The organism is Marinimicrobium agarilyticum DSM 16975, assembly GCF_000423345.1.
GTDB lineage: Bacteria > Pseudomonadota > Gammaproteobacteria > Pseudomonadales > Cellvibrionaceae > Marinimicrobium > Marinimicrobium agarilyticum.
This window is the reverse complement of sequence record NZ_AUHU01000007.1, coordinates 23,826-38,674: the sequence shown is the minus strand read 5'-3', so window position 1 is coordinate 38,674 and position 14,849 is coordinate 23,826. Positions and strand designations below refer to the sequence as shown.

The window sequence follows — 14,849 nt, the reverse complement described above, 5'->3', positions numbered from 1 at the left end:
CGTGGCGCGGACCCGTTCCCTTCCTCAGCAAGACCTCCCCAAAGCGTCTAAAATAATGCTTGCCAAGCACTGAAAACTTGTATTCAATCGCCGCCCGCGATCGACCGCACAGTGCACGTTGACGCTAATTCGATACTCCCAGGGGGTGCCATGACCGACTCGCCGATTCAGCTTAAGGATTACTACGACGATGTGACCTTTGCACGGCTGAAGCAATTCGCCGACACCAAAGAGACACCGTTCGTGGTCATCGATACGGAAATGATCGCGCAGCACTATCAGGCGTTGGAGGACAACTTCCCTTACGCCAATATCTTCTATGCGGTAAAAGCGAATCCGGCACCGGCCATCCTCCAGATGCTGGCCGATCGTGGCGCAAATTTCGACATCGCCTCCATCTATGAGTTGGACAAGGTGTTGCCGTTCGGGGTGAGCCCGGAGCGCATCAGTTATGGCAATACCATCAAGAAAAGCCGGGACATTCGTTACTTCTACGAGAAGGGCGTACGTATGTTCGCCACCGACTCGGAGGCGGACCTGCGCAACATCGCCCGGGCGGCCCCCGGCGCGAAAATTTATGTCCGGATTCTCACCGAAGGCACCTTGACGGCCGACTGGCCCCTGTCCCGCAAGTTCGGTTGTGAGATCGACATGGCGATGGACTTGTTGATCCTCGCGCGCGACCTGGGCCTGGTGCCCTACGGCGTTTCGTTCCACGTCGGTTCCCAGCAGCGGGAAATCAGCAGTTGGGACGCGGCCCTGGGCAAGGTGAAGGTCATCTTCGAGCGGCTCAAAGAGGAAGATGGCATTGAGCTGAAGATGATCAACATGGGCGGTGGCTTCCCGGCCAATTATATGACCCGCACCAACGATCTGGAGACTTACGCTCAGGAAATCACCCGTTTTCTGGAGGAGGATTTCGGCAAGGACTTCCCCGAGATCATCATCGAGCCCGGTCGCTCGCTGATCGCCAATGCCGGTATTCTGGTCAGTGAGGTGGTGTTGATTTCCCGCAAGTCCCGCACAGCGTTGCACCGCTGGGTGTTTACCGACGTGGGCAAGTTTTCGGGCCTGATCGAGACGATGGACGAGTCGATCAAGTTCCCGATCTACACGGAGAAGCGGGGCGAGCTGGAGGATTCGGTGATCGCGGGCCCGACCTGTGACAGTGCGGATATTATGTACGAGCACCACAAGTACCCGATGCCGCTGAACCTGGCCATCGGTGACCGCCTCTACTGGCTCTCTACCGGTGCCTACACTACCTCTTACAGTGCTGTGGAGTTCAACGGCTTCCCGCCCCTGAAAGAGTACTGCATCTAGCGTTGCGTAATCCGCGCTCTACACCAAGATCCACACGTAGGGCGCGGTAAGCGAAGCGCACCCGCCATAATTACACGCGATGCTACCATCGCAACAACTTTGGCAAGTGGCGTCTGGTCCGGTCCGCTGTCGGGTGCACTGTTCCCAGACACGCCGTAAACCCATCCCTGGGGGCTCGAATCGCGAGTCCCTCGCTCCACGGTCTGGGAACAGTGCACCCGACAGCGGCCCTCAGTGCCATTAGCATCCACGGTGATGTGTTGAAGGTTGATGTTCGCACTGAGGCTCGGGGTGGGGTATACCGGTTATAGACTCTCTGAGGCATGGATGCCGATGAGAAGCCCCCATGGATGGGTTCACGGCGGGTCTATAACCGGTATACCCCATCCCGAGCCGGACCCAATGCACTTCCCGCAGGTTTTCGTTCTGGACAATCAATGCTAAATTGACCCGCTAAACGCAAACAGCTTGGGAAAGGTTATGGCGGACGCGCAAAAGAAAATCGACTTGGAACCCAGCTGGCTCAGCCACCTCGAGCCCGAATTCCAACAGCCCTACATGCAAAACCTCAAACAATTCCTACTCCAGGAAAAGCAACAGGGCAAAACCATCTTCCCGCCGTCCAAAAACATCTTCAACGCCTTCAACTCCACACCGCTCGACCAGGTCAAAGTCGTCATCCTGGGGCAAGACCCCTACCACGGCCCGAACCAGGCCCACGGCCTCTGCTTCTCCGTCCAGCCCGGAGTACCCGCGCCACCCTCGTTGCAAAACATCTTCAAAGAACTCGAGCGAGACCAGAACTGCCCCCGACCCAACCACGGCTCCCTCCAAAGCTGGGCCGACCAGGGAGTGCTGCTGCTCAACGCCACCCTCACCGTCGAACAGGCCAAAGCCGGCTCCCACCAGCGCCAGGGCTGGGAGCAATTCACCGACAAAGCCATCGACATCATCAACCGCGAAAGGGAAGGAGTGGTATTCCTGCTCTGGGGCAGCTACGCCCAGAAAAAAGCCCAGTTCGTGGACCGGCAGAAACACCTCGTGTTGCGCGCACCGCATCCCTCGCCGCTGTCGGCGCATCGGGGGTTTATCGGGTGTGGGCACTTTTCCCAGGCGAACCAGTACCTGGTGAGTCGGGGGGAGAAGCCGGTTGATTGGTGTTTGCCGGAGGGTTGATTTGTCGGGTGGCGTTTCACTTACCCGACCTACACCTTTAATAGGGTTGGGATGGCACTGAGGTGCGAGAAGGGAGGGTGTGCCGAAGACTCTCTGAGGCATGGATGCCGATGAGAAGCCCCCAGGGAAGGGTTTACGGCGGGTCTTCGGCACACCCTCCCTTCTCGCACCGGACTCCATGGTAGCCGCCGGACTATTTCTTCTTGAACCAGCGCCGTTTGGGTTGAGTCAGCTCCTGGAGGTGCTCCTCGCGCTGCTCCTCCGACACATAAAAATAGAAATCGTGCTTCGGTTTGCGGCTCAACAACGGATTCACCGGCTTGATCTGCTCCACCGAGAGCTTCGGTAGGCCCGCCTTACGATCCGCGTTAAAACTCTGATTCCACTGAACCAGAATATCCCGCTTCACCGTCGCCACCGCCAGCTTCTCAGAATCCGCCTTCAGCAAACGGCACGTCACAAACCCCATTACCGGCTCCGGGCTGCCGTAATGGTCCACCATAATTCCACTGCCCGTCAGAACAATTTTGTAGTGCATCATAAGTCGAAAGCATTAATCCAGTTCGGCATCCCGCTTGGTGTCGCTCGAACCGGCGTACAGCGGCGCTGTGGCGGGCATCGAGTCAAACAACTTGCTGAAATGCTGCTGTATGCGGGCGATGTTCATCAGCGACAGACTGCTGGAAAACCCGAACCACACATAAAGGCCGTTCAAATCGCGGAACATGGGCGGCACATGCCGGGGAGCGGAGATTACACCTTCCAGGTAGCGTTCGTACAGTAGCGGAAGGTCGTCCAAAGTCACTTTTCCCACAAACAACATCGGAATGATCTCCGGCACCCCCGACTGAATGGCGCTGCGGATAAAATTCACATTCTCCACAAAGCCCTTCACATAAGAAATATCCTTGGTAAACACCGAGCCCTGGTCTCCGGCCACCTGCCCGCCGCGAAAAACCCGCTGGGTCACCCGGTAACTGTCGTGCTCGCTGACGCCCCTGTCCAGAAAGTGGCGGTACACCTCACAGAAATCCGCCCCCTGTTCCGCCAGGTCCACCGCCACCACCCGGTCACTGACACGGCGTGCGCGCTGGGGGAAAGAGCTGAACGTCAGCGTTTCCATCAAGACCGCCATGCCCTCCTGGATGGCCGTAATTCGTGGCGAGCCCACGCTCAGCCAGGTCGCCCAGGGCTGTTCCCGACCATTGAGCGTCGTGCCGATATGAACCCAGCCCTCGTGCACCTCCAGTACCTGAATATCCAGCTCGGAAAAATGTGCCCGGCGGTTCACTTTGATGCCGTCACCCCCGGCCGCGGCGTCAGAGACGATGTCATCGCTGATCGCCACCCGGACCTGACCCCGACCGAAATAGCGGTCCATGCGTTGGCGCAGCATGCTCACGGCCGTTTCGGCATCGATATCATTTCGGTAGGGGCGGTTGAGATGTTCCACCGCCGGCAGAGAGAAAACCTCGCACAAGCGCTCCCCCAAAGTGCGAAGCGTCTTGCGATCACCGCGAATCCGGTCGCTGGCCGACCCGTAGAGCTGCCGGCTGAAGTCACCGAACTCGGGGCGGCCCCGGTGGCGCAACAGCTGTACCACCAGTTGGTATTGCTCAACGGTGGCCTGCAGAATCTTGCCCAGAGCATCGCCCCGGCCCAGTTGGCGCCGAATGTCCCGGTCCAACTCCAAAAGCTCGCGGTCCAGTTGCTCGGGGTCAAAACCCAGGGGCTGGCGCTGATAGTAGTCGGCGTCGACACGGGGCAGGGCACGTCCGCCACTGGCCCGGAAAGCCTGCTCAATGTCCGGCGTCCACTTGATGGCATCCAGGATGCGGATGGGTTTTTGCAGGTTGACCAGCCGGTTGGAAAGGGTTTTGAGGGTGTCCAGGTAGGGCTGGGTACTCATTCGAGGGGCTCGCATTGTTTGGGGCCAGCGAACAGCGTTGAACGGGCCCTCAGGTGAGTGTCAGTGTGCTAGTCTAGCAGCCTGTTTCAAAACTACCTACGCTAGCGTTGCGGCGGCGTTTTTGGGAGCCGGAATCGCTTCAGGAGAACAACCATGGCCTATCAGGCGCTGGAAACCCTGCATCAGCTCCATGACGGTTACCGCCGAGTATTCCGGGTCGCCGGGCGCGAGCTGCTGCTACTTCAGGAGGAGGGGCGCACCTACCTGCTGACCAATCGTTGCCCCCATATGGACGCGCCGCTGCACAAGGCCAGTGTGACTGGGGGCCAGCTTCGCTGTCCGGTTCACGGTATCGAGTTCGACCTGCTTTCGGGGCAGGCCGTTAATGCGCCTGACGGTTGCGTCGGCCCCCTGAGCTTTGTTCCCGTCGTCTATGAAGGCAACACCCTGGGTATCGATCTTTGAGGCCCGCCCCTTTAAATTCGCCAGCGTGCCCCTAAATAGGGAAAGCCTCCGCTTCCCAGCGGAAAACGGCAGACCCGGTTCTCGCTGGCGCCCCATTGGGTTATAATCGCGCGTTTTTTGGCCCTGTGCGGCATTGCCCGCGTCACCGAAGACGTTGATCGCTCAGACGAGCGTTTAATTGAGGAACACCACAATGCCCATCTATGAATATCAGTGCCAAGCCTGTGCGCACAAAATGGAAGCGCTGCAAAAGCTCAGCGACGAGCCCCTGGTAGACTGTCCGGCCTGTGGCCAGGCCAGCCTGAAAAAGAAAATCTCGGCCGCCGGCTTCCGTCTGAAAGGGAGCGGTTGGTATGAGACGGACTTCAAAAAGTCCAATCAGAAAAACCTCGCGGGTGATAAGGCGAGCGATAAAAAAGCCTCAAGCGGTGGCGAGAGTAAAGCCACCACACCGTCACCCTCCAGCACCGCGGCCGGCTGATGCCGGCCGGTCATTGAGATCGCAACGATAACGGGAAAGCACTATGCGCAGTGATTACTGTGGCACACTGACAGCCAAAGACATTGATCGGGAAGTTACCCTTTGTGGGTGGGTCGACCGCCGCCGGGATCACGGTGGTGTGATTTTTATCGACTTGCGAGACCGCGAGGGTATTGTTCAGGTGGTATTCGACCCGGATACCGGCGAACACTTCAATCTGGCCGACCGTGTCCGGGGCGAATACGTGCTGCAGGTCACCGGCAAAGTGCGCGCTCGCGACGCCGCCACGGTGAACCCGAATATGGCCACCGGTGAGGTAGAGATCTACGGCACCGCGCTGAGCATCCTGAACGAGGCGGAGACCACGCCCTTCCCCCTGGACTCCCATTCCTCCGTGGGTGAGGACGTGCGGCTGAAATTCCGCTACCTGGACCTGCGTCGGGCGGAAATGCAGAAAAGCCTGCGGTTTCGCTCCAAGCTGACCAACGTGGTGCGCAATTATCTGGACGAACAGGGCTTTCTGGACATTGAAACCCCGATTTTGACCCGCGCAACCCCCGAAGGCGCCCGGGACTACCTGGTGCCCTCGCGCACCCACGAGAGCAAATTTTTCGCGCTGCCCCAGTCGCCCCAGCTGTTCAAGCAGCTGCTGATGGTCTCCGGCTTCGATCGCTACTACCAGATCGCCAAGTGCTTCCGGGATGAAGACCTGCGGGCCGACCGCCAGCCGGAATTCACCCAGATCGATATCGAAACCTCCTTCATGGACGAAGAAGGCATCATGTCCGTCACCGAAGGCATGGTGCGCCAGCTGTTTACCCAGTTGAAAGACGTCGACCTGGGTGACTTCCCGCGCATGACCTACGCCGAAGCCATGCAGAAATACGGTTCCGACAAACCGGACCTGCGCATCCCGCTGGAGCTGGTCGACGTGAAAGATCTGATGGGCGAGGTGGACTTCAAAGTCTTCTCCGGCCCGGCCAAAGACCCCAAAGGCCGCGTCACCGCCCTGAAAGTCCCCGGCGGCAACGAAAAGCTCACCCGCAAGCAGATTGATGACTACACCAAATTCGTCAGCATCTACGGTGCCAAGGGCCTGGCCTACATCAAGGTCAATGACAAAAACGACCTGGAAGAAGGCCTCCAGTCGCCCATCGTCAAATTCCTGCCCACCGAGGCCCGTAAAGGCATTCTGGAGCGGGTGGAAGCGGAAAACGGCGACCTGATCTTCTTCGGCGCCGACAAAGCCACCGTGGTCAGCGAAGCCCTGGGCGCGTTGCGCTGCAAGCTGGGCGAAGACCTCGATCTCTACACCCGTGAGTGGGCGCCCCTGTGGGTTGTCGACTTCCCGATGTTCGAAGAGGAAGACGATGGCTCCCTGAACAGCCTGCACCACCCGTTCACTGCGCCGTCCTGCAGCCCGGAAGAGCTCGCAAAGAACCCGGCGGAAGCGCTGTCCCGCGCCTACGACATGGTGCTCAACGGCACCGAATTGGGTGGCGGTTCGATTCGTATCCACAACCAGAACATGCAGCAGGCCGTTTTCCGTGCCTTGGGTATTGGCGAAGAAGAGCAGCGCGAGAAATTCGGCTTCCTGCTCGACGCCCTGAAGTACGGCGCTCCACCCCACGGCGGCCTGGCGTTCGGTCTCGACCGTCTGGTGATGTTGATGGTTGGCGCCAGCTCAATCCGGGATGTGATCGCTTTCCCGAAAACCCAGAGCGCCGCCTGTGTCATGACCGACGCCCCGGGCGCGGTGGACGAGATTCAACTGAAAGAACTGAACATCCGCCTGCGCAAGAAAGAAAAGCCGGCCGCTGAAGCAAAAGCGGACTAAGCAGGTCAGGCATTAAGCCGACGCACCAGGAGGGGGTACATGCTTCCGGGACACGCTGTAAATACGTCCCTGTAAGCTCGAGAGCGCGCATCCCTGCGGCTCACGGTCCCGGAAGCATGTACCCCCTCCTGGCGCTCACTCAGGCACTTTGTATAGTGTTGGGGTGTGCGCGCTAAGAAGATCAGCTCACTCTACGACTGACCGGACGAAAAATTAGACAGGTTGGTTGTGACAACGTGCGGAGGCCGGTGCAGGGGAGAATGGGTCTTCAAGACCGTGAGTCGCAGGGATGCGCGCTCTCGAGCATACAGGGATGTACTTGCTGCGTGTCTTGAAGACCCATTCTCCCCTGTGCCGGCCGGGCTAGACTCTCGCTGTAAACAAACTCGATCAAACCAGAACAAGACGGAGGCCCTCGATGGCTGGCCACAGTAAATGGGCAAACATCAAACACCGCAAGGCCGCCCAAGACGCCAAACGCGGTAAAGTCTTCACCAAAATCATTCGCGAACTCACCGTCGCCGCCAAAGGCGGAGCCGCGCCTGAAGACAACCCCCGCCTGCGCACCGCAATGGACAAAGCGCTCGGCGCCAACATGAAAAAAGACACCATCGACAAAGCCATCGCGCGCGGTGCCGGGGCTGGTGAAGGCGACAACTACGAAGACGTCACCTACGAAGGCTACGGCAACAACGGCGTCGCCGTGCTCGTAGAGTGCATGACCGACAACAAAAACCGCACCGTCTCCGAAGTGCGCCACGCCTTCAGCAAACGCGGCGGCAACCTCGGTACCGACGGCTCCGTAGCTTACCTCTTCACCCGTATGGGGCAGATCAGCTTCGAAGGCATCACCGAAGAAGACATCATGGAAACCGCCCTGGAAGCCGGCGCGGAAGACATCGTCACCAACAACGATGGCACCCTCGACGTGCGCACACCCTTTGAAGAATACTTCGCCGTCAAAGAAGCGCTCATTGAAGCCGGCTTCGAGCCCATCAACAGCGAAATCATCATGCTGCCGTCCACCACCATCGAACTCGACAAGGACGGCGCCGAAAAACTGCTGGCCCTGGTCGACATGCTCGAAGACCTGGACGACGTGCAGAACGTCTACACCAACGGCGACATCCCCGACGCGGTGATGGAAGAGTTGAACGCATAGGGGGCCGACGCCCCCAGAGGTGGCCATGACCCGCATACTGGGGATCGACCCCGGCTCGCGCAAAACCGGCTTCGGGGTGATCGAACGCCTGGGCGGCAAAGTGGCCTACGTCACCAGCGGCGTCATCCGAATCCCGGACGGCGACCTGCCGTCCCGGCTCAAAGTAATATTCGACGCCATCACCCAGATTGTGCAGCAGCAGAGTCCGGATGTAGTGGCCATTGAGCAGGTGTTCATGGCCAAAAATGCCAGCTCGGCCCTGAAACTGGGCCAGGCCCGCGGCGCGGCTATCACTGCCGCCGTGGTGCAGGACTTACCGGTTTACGAGTACGAGGCCCGCAAGGTCAAGCAGTCGGTGGTGGGCACTGGCGCGGCGGACAAGACTCAGGTCCAACATATGGTCAAGGCGTTGCTGCGTCTGGCGGGCACTCCCCAAGAGGACGCGGCGGATGCCCTGGCGGTGGCGCTCTGTCATGCGAATACCCAAGATCAATTAATCGCGCTGGCCGGCAAACGAAGCTTTCGGCGGGGCAGGGTGGTCTAGGAAAATCGCTCTACAGTTCCTTTGGTGGTTGCTGATGGGCCGGTCATGTGTGGGGTAGAGGTTCCCCAGACACGCCGTAAACCCATCCCTGGGGGCTCGAATCGCGGGTCCCCCGCTCCACGGTCTGGGGAACCTCTACCCCACACCTGACCTCCGAGCGTTGTAGAAAGTGAATGGCAGGTTCCTTCCCAGACGCTTGGGTAAGTCAGGTGGTGGCGCCGAAGACAAATTGGTGGCACTGAGGACCGATGCGGGGTACACCCTTCGTGAACTCTCTGAGGCATGGATGCCGATGAGAAGCCCCCATGGATGGGTTCACGGCGGGTTCACGAAGGGTGTACCCCGTAGCGGGCCGGACTTGATGGAGCCTCCCAAAATAGAATGATCGCGGTCCCCAAAGGCTATGCCCGGCAGCGGGCCGGACTCGACACACAGTAGCAGGCGTCGATCGACGCAAACATACAAAAACCCGGGGTTACGGATACTATGATCGGACGGCTCAGAGGCACACTGCTGGAAAAACAACCGCCATACCTGCTCATCGACGTCGGTGGCGTCGGGTACGAAGTCCAGGCCCCCATGACCACCTTCTACCGGCTCCCCGAGCGCGGCGACGAAGTCACCCTCCACACCCACCTTGCCGTCAGCGAAACCGCACACCAACTGTTCGGCTTCGCCCAAGAACGCGACCGCAGATTGTTTCGCACCCTCATCAAAGTCAGCGGCGTCGGCCCCAAAATGGCCATCGCCATCCTCTCTGGAATGGAAGCCGACGACGTCGCCCGGTGCGTGCGCGAAGACAAAGTCAACGCCCTCACCAAAGTCCCCGGAGTCGGCAAAAAAACCGCCGAACGGCTCGTCATCGAACTGCGTGACCGGCTCAAAGGCTGGGAAACGCCCCGGGAAGACCTCGCCGGCGACCTGCTGCCGGAACCCGCTCCCGGGCGCGAAGACCACCAGGAGGAAGCCGAAAGCGCCCTCATCGCACTGGGCTACAAACCCACCGAAGCGGCCCGCATGATCTCCGCCGCCGCGCGCCAGACGCCGGCTGCCGGTAGCCAGGAACTTATCCGCTTGGCCTTGAGAGCCCTCAGCCAGGTCTGATTTGGAGCCCTCAGCCAGGTCTGGTAGAGAGCCCTCAGCCAGATCTTATAGAGAGCCCTCAGCCAAGTGTGACTGAAAGCCCTCAGCCAAGGCTGATAGAGACTCAAGTCTGGTAGACTGTGCCCCGGTTTGCGACCTACTGAGTAACGCCCCATGATTGAGACAGATCGCCTGATCGATCCGGCCCCCCGCGAGCGCGAAGATGTGATTGACCGCGCGGTGCGCCCCAAGGCGCTGGCGGATTACATCGGCCAGCCCGCCGTGCGCGAGCAGATGGAAATTTTTATCGGCGCTGCCCAGAAGCGGGGCGAGGCGCTGGATCATACCCTCGTGTTCGGCCCGCCCGGGCTGGGCAAAACCACCCTGGCCAATATTATCGCCACTGAGATGGGTGTAGCGCTCAAGAGCACCTCCGGCCCCGTCCTGGAAAAGGCCGGTGACCTCGCGGCGCTCATGACCAACCTGGAGCCCGGCGATGTGTTGTTTATCGATGAAATCCACCGTCTGAGCCCTGTAGTAGAGGAAATTCTCTATCCGGCCATGGAGGACTTTCAGCTCGATATCATGATCGGCGAAGGCCCCGCCGCCCGGTCCATCAAGCTCGATCTGCCGCCCTTCACCCTGGTGGGCGCGACCACTCGCGCGGGCCTGTTGACCTCTCCGCTACGCGATCGCTTCGGCATCGTGCAGCGTCTGGAATTTTACTCTGTGGCGGATCTGACCCGAATCGTGCTTCGGGCGGCCGAGCTGATTGGCGTTCGCCTGGAGGAGTCGGGGGCGGTCGAAGTGGCCAAGCGGGCGCGGGGTACACCGCGCGTGGCCAACCGACTGCTGCGTCGGGTACGGGACTATGCCGAGATGAAGGGCGATGGGGTCGTTACTTCCGATATGGCCGACCAGGCGCTCAATATGCTCAAAGTGGATGAGCGCGGGTTCGATCATATGGACCGCAGGTTGTTGTTGGCTTTGTTGGACAACTTTGATGGCGGGCCGGTGGGCATTGAGAGCCTGGCGGCGGCCATCAGCGAGGAGCGCGGCACGATCGAGGACGTGATTGAGCCCTACCTGATTCAGCAGGGCTTTATGGCCCGTACTCCGCGAGGCCGTATTCTGACGGCCAACGCCTACCTGCACTTTGGTGTGGACCTGCCCAAGCGCCTGCGGGAGGACTCTTAGAGCGATGGTTGGTGAATTCTCCATTCCGGTTCGGGTGTACATCGAGGACACCGATGCTGGCGGAATTGTGTACTACGTCAACTATTTGAAATTCATGGAGCGGTGCCGGACCGAATTTTTGCGCCAGTTAGGGTATGATAAGCCGGCTATTCTGGACGATGGCCTGCTGTTGGTGGTGCACAAAGCCGAAATTCAATACCACCGTTCCGCCCGGCTGGACGACAAACTCACGGTCACCGCGCGCATCGACAAACTGGCCCGTACTAACGTGACATTTCATCAAAGTGTATGGCGAGGGAACGAAAAGCTCTGTGACGGTCTAATCCGCATCGCCTGCGTCGATGGCCAGAGCTTCAAACCGCGCGCTATCCCAGCGCCAATGCAACAAAAAATCGCATCCACAATCGAGAGCTGACGATCCTATGCCTCAAGAAACCATGTCCATATGGAGCCTGATCGCCGAAGCGAGCCTTTTGGTTCAGTTCGTGATGTTGCTCCTGTTTCTCGCCTCTGTGATCTCCTGGGTCATGATCATTCAACGGGGGCTGTATCTGCGCAAGGCCAAGGCTTTGTTTCACGGCTTTGAGCGGCAGTTCTGGTCGGGCATTGACCTCAATCAGCTCTACCGCCAGGGCAATGGCAAGGCCGCCGAGGGCGCGGAGAGCATTTTTCGAGCGGGCTTCAAGGAGTTCACCCGGCTGCGCCAGCAAAGCGGCGCCAGTTCCGAAGCCGTGATGGAAGGCAGCCAGCGGGCGATGCGCGTGGCGCTCACGCGAGAAGAGGAAAAGTTGGAGCTGCACCTGCCGTTTTTGGCGAGCGTGGCGTCGGTCAGCCCCTATATCGGCCTGTTCGGTACCGTGTGGGGCATTATGAATTCCTTCCGTGGGCTGGCGAACGTTCAACAGGCTACCCTGGCCACGGTGGCGCCGGGCATTGCCGAGGCACTGGTGGCGACCGCCATGGGCCTGTTCGCCGCGATTCCCGCCGTACTGGCCTACAACCGCTATTCCGCCCGGGCGGAATCCATGCTCAGTTATTACCAGACGTTTGCCGAGGAATTCTCCGCGATTCTGCACCGTCAGGTGCATAGCAAGCAGGTCTCTTCCTGATAGAGTGAGGTTCACGACATGTCCCCGTTCGGGCGCAAAGTCAAAAAGAAACCCATGGCCGAGATCAACGTCGTTCCCTATATCGACGTGATGTTGGTGCTGTTGGTGATCTTCATGATCACCGCGCCGCTGCTGATGCAGGGCGTCAAGGTGGATCTTCCCCAGGCGCCCTCCGAAGCGGTAGAGGATGACGATACCGAGCCGCTCATTGTCTCGATCAAAAAGGACGGAAGCTATTACATCAACCTGGGCGGCGATCAGGAAACCCAACGGCCACTGTCCGAGATCAAGGAGACTGTCAGCAAAGTACTGCGCCAGGAGCCGCAAACACCGGTATTGGTGTGGGGTGACCGGGACGTCGACTACGGCGTCGTGGTGCAGTTGATGACCGAGCTACAAAGCGCGGGCGCACCCTCGGTCGGTCTGGTGACCGAACCGCCACAGTGATCACAGACTTATGACCTTGAAGGCCTATACTCTCCCACTGGTAATCAGCCTGTCTCTCCATGCGTTGGTGTTTGGGCTGATGTTTGCCAACTGGAGCGCTCGGCACGAACCGCGAGAGGTTCAGCGGCCCCAGGCGATTCAGGCCAAAATCGTGGAGTTCACACCGAAAAGCCAGCGTCAGGCCGAGCAGGCCGCGCAGCAGAAAGTCATTGATATGCGCCAGCGCCAGCAGGAGCGCGAACGCCAGGAGGCCGAGCGCCGCCGGCAGCAGCAAGAATCACAGCGTATCAAGGCACAGAAAGAAAAAGAGCAACGCGAGCGTGAGGCCAAGGCCAAGGCGGAGCGCGAGCGTCAGGAAGCGGAACGCAAGAAGCAGGAGCAAGAGGCGGCCGAGCGCCGCCGACAACAGGAATTGCAGGCGGAGCAGCAGCGCATTGAACGTCAGCAGCAGCTCGAACAGGCTCTGAGCGAAGAAGCGGAATTTTTTGAAGCTCAGCAGGCCCAAGAAGTGGCCCAGAGCTACGTCAACGTAATTGCCGAACGCATTGAGAACAACTGGAGCCGCCCGCCCTCCGCTCGAGCGGGGATGACGGTGGTATTGGCCATTCAACTGGTCCCCACCGGCCAGGTGGTTGATGTAGCCGTGGTGGAGAGCAGTGGCAACAGCGCCTTTGACCGTTCCGCCGTGCAGGCGGTCAAGCGCATTGATCGATTTGAAGAGGTGCAGGACATGCCCTCTCATGTTTTTGAAAGCCATTTTCGCCAGCTTCGGCTGGAATTCAAACCAGAGGATCTGAGACTGTGAGACATTGTCTGGCGTTAGTCTGTCTTTTGATTGTCAGCCTGGGGACACAGGCGCAACTGACGATTGAAATTACCCGTGGGGTGGATGACCCCACCAAAATTGCTGTGGTCCCGCTGGAATTGGTCGGCGCCGGGTCCCTGGATCAGGACATCAGCCGGATTGTCGAGGCGGACCTGCGGCGCAGCGGCTTTTTCGCGCCGATTGAACGGGGAGACATGTTGTCCTTCCCTAAACGGCAGAAAGAAGTGTTTTTCCGCGATTGGCGAGTGCTGGGTTCGGAATACCTGCTCAGCGGTCGCGTGGAAGAGGTCGATGGTCGCTACCGGGTGCACTACGACCTGTACGACGTGCTGAATGAGCGCCCGGTGCTGAGCGATCAGACTGTTGAGGGTGGTCCGCGCCAGCTGCGCGATATTGCCCACGCCATCAGCGATCGCGTCTACGAGACCCTGACGGGTATTCCCGGCGTATTTTCCACGAAAATTGTGTATGTGGAGGCCCTGAGGGGTGAAGAAAGCGATGCCGAAATTTACGACACCTTCCGGCTGATTCTGGCCGATGCCGACGGCGCACGGCCGACCATGTTGCTCGAGTCGGGAGACCCGATTCTGTCTCCGGACTGGTCTCCGGATGGCAACAAAGTGGCCTACGTTTCTTTTGAAACCTCCCGGCCGGCGATTTTCATCCAGGATCTGGCGTCCGGTGAGCGTCGCCAGGTGACAGATTTCAAAGGTCTCAATGGCGCACCCTCCTGGTCGCCGGACGGCGATAAACTGGCTCTGGTGCTGTCGAAGGACGGCAATCCGGAGATTTATACGCTGGACCTGTCCAGTGGCCAATTCACCCGTCTGACCCAGCATTTCGCGATCGACACCGAGCCGAGCTGGACGCCGGACGGGGAGGGCATTGTTTTTACCTCCAATCGTGGGGGTAAACCCCAAATCTACCAGGTAACACTTGCCAACGGGCGGGTGGAGCGCTTAACCTTTGATGGTGATTACAACGCCAGGGGCCAGATATCGCCCGATGGCCGGACCATGGTGATGGTCCATCAGCGCGATGGCGTGTTTCACATCGCTGCTCAAGACTTGAAAACGGGTACTCTGCGTATACTGACAGAGACCTATCTGGATGAATCGCCCAGTATCGCGCCCAATGGTGCTATGCTGATGTACGCTACCAGCCGCAACGACCAGGGCGTATTGGCGGTAGTGTCTCTTGACGCCGGTACGCGCTACTTCCTGCCTTCCGAGCAGGGTGATGTGCGCGAGCCGGCCTGGTCGCCGTATCTTGACTAGCAGGCCGTTATTG

The 14,849-nt window shown here is 59.4% G+C and carries 16 protein-coding genes; 14 read left to right on the top strand and 2 right to left on the bottom strand.

Going from position 1 to position 14,849, the window contains the following annotated elements; genetic code table 11:
• The first annotated feature begins 150 nt into the window (after positions 1-150).
• Entirely contained in the window at positions 151-1,323 is a 1,173-nt protein-coding gene (locus G547_RS0108650; RefSeq protein WP_027329522.1) for a type III PLP-dependent enzyme, read from the top strand.
• 480 nt (positions 1,324-1,803) lie between these two features.
• Positions 1,804-2,499: a uracil-DNA glycosylase gene (gene ung, locus G547_RS0108645; protein WP_027329521.1), complete on the top strand. Its 696-nt coding sequence runs from the start codon at positions 1,804-1,806 to the stop codon at positions 2,497-2,499.
• A gap of 193 nt (positions 2,500-2,692) precedes the next feature.
• Here ung and G547_RS0108640 read toward each other — a convergent pair whose 3' ends face one another.
• Together G547_RS0108640 and G547_RS20700 are read right to left on the bottom strand one after the other, a co-directional pair.
• On the bottom strand, positions 2,693-3,040 hold the full coding sequence (locus G547_RS0108640) for a hypothetical protein (RefSeq protein ID WP_027329520.1): 348 nt from the start codon (positions 3,038-3,040) through the stop codon (positions 2,693-2,695).
• 12 nt (positions 3,041-3,052) lie between these two features.
• Positions 3,053-4,408 carry a flavohemoglobin expression-modulating QEGLA motif protein gene (locus G547_RS20700; RefSeq protein ID WP_036187822.1) on the bottom strand — a complete coding sequence of 452 codons (1,356 nt, stop codon included), beginning with the start codon at positions 4,406-4,408 and terminating at the stop codon, positions 3,053-3,055.
• Positions 4,409-4,561: 153 nt separating this feature from the next.
• Here G547_RS20700 and G547_RS0108630 point away from each other — a divergent pair, with 153 nt between their 5' ends.
• The 12 genes from G547_RS0108630 to tolB all read left to right on the top strand — a co-directional run bounded on the left by G547_RS0108630 (position 4,562) and on the right by tolB (position 14,836).
• Complete coding sequence (locus tag G547_RS0108630) at positions 4,562-4,873, top strand: Rieske (2Fe-2S) protein (RefSeq protein ID WP_027329519.1); 312 nt, start codon at positions 4,562-4,564, stop codon at positions 4,871-4,873.
• 193 nt (positions 4,874-5,066) lie between these two features.
• Positions 5,067-5,354 (top strand): FmdB family zinc ribbon protein, encoded by a 288-nt coding sequence (locus G547_RS0108625; protein WP_027329518.1) that lies wholly within the window; start codon positions 5,067-5,069, stop codon positions 5,352-5,354.
• 43 nt (positions 5,355-5,397) lie between these two features.
• Complete coding sequence (gene aspS, locus G547_RS0108620) at positions 5,398-7,191, top strand: aspartate--tRNA ligase (protein WP_027329517.1); 1,794 nt, start codon at positions 5,398-5,400, stop codon at positions 7,189-7,191.
• Between the two features lie 418 nt (positions 7,192-7,609).
• The gene (locus G547_RS0108615) at positions 7,610-8,353 is read left to right on the top strand and encodes a YebC/PmpR family DNA-binding transcriptional regulator (RefSeq protein ID WP_027329516.1); all 744 of its coding nucleotides are present in this window, start codon (positions 7,610-7,612) and stop codon (positions 8,351-8,353) included.
• Positions 8,354-8,378: 25 nt separating this feature from the next.
• A complete protein-coding gene (ruvC, locus tag G547_RS0108610) occupies positions 8,379-8,897 on the top strand; it encodes a crossover junction endodeoxyribonuclease RuvC (protein WP_027329515.1) in 519 nt (172 codons plus the stop codon).
• 486 nt (positions 8,898-9,383) lie between these two features.
• Positions 9,384-10,001 carry a Holliday junction branch migration protein RuvA gene (gene ruvA / locus G547_RS0108605; protein WP_027329514.1) on the top strand — a complete coding sequence of 206 codons (618 nt, stop codon included), beginning with the start codon at positions 9,384-9,386 and terminating at the stop codon, positions 9,999-10,001.
• 153 nt (positions 10,002-10,154) lie between these two features.
• Complete coding sequence (ruvB, locus tag G547_RS0108600) at positions 10,155-11,177, top strand: Holliday junction branch migration DNA helicase RuvB (protein WP_027329513.1); 1,023 nt, start codon at positions 10,155-10,157, stop codon at positions 11,175-11,177.
• A 4-nt stretch (positions 11,178-11,181) separates the two neighbouring features.
• Positions 11,182-11,592 (top strand): tol-pal system-associated acyl-CoA thioesterase, encoded by a 411-nt coding sequence (ybgC, locus tag G547_RS0108595; protein WP_027329512.1) that lies wholly within the window; start codon positions 11,182-11,184, stop codon positions 11,590-11,592.
• A gap of 7 nt (positions 11,593-11,599) precedes the next feature.
• Positions 11,600-12,286: a protein TolQ gene (tolQ, locus tag G547_RS0108590; protein WP_027329511.1), complete on the top strand. Its 687-nt coding sequence runs from the start codon at positions 11,600-11,602 to the stop codon at positions 12,284-12,286.
• A gap of 18 nt (positions 12,287-12,304) precedes the next feature.
• On the top strand, positions 12,305-12,733 hold the full coding sequence (gene tolR / locus G547_RS0108585) for a protein TolR (protein ID WP_027329510.1): 429 nt from the start codon (positions 12,305-12,307) through the stop codon (positions 12,731-12,733).
• Positions 12,734-12,743: 10 nt separating this feature from the next.
• Positions 12,744-13,538 (top strand): cell envelope integrity protein TolA, encoded by a 795-nt coding sequence (tolA, locus tag G547_RS0108580; RefSeq protein ID WP_027329509.1) that lies wholly within the window; start codon positions 12,744-12,746, stop codon positions 13,536-13,538.
• Positions 13,535-14,836, top strand: coding sequence for a Tol-Pal system beta propeller repeat protein TolB (tolB, locus tag G547_RS0108575; RefSeq protein ID WP_027329508.1), 1,302 nt, complete (start codon positions 13,535-13,537; stop codon positions 14,834-14,836). Before tolA ends, tolB begins: the two co-directional genes overlap by 4 nt.
• Positions 14,837-14,849 lie beyond the last annotated feature (13 nt).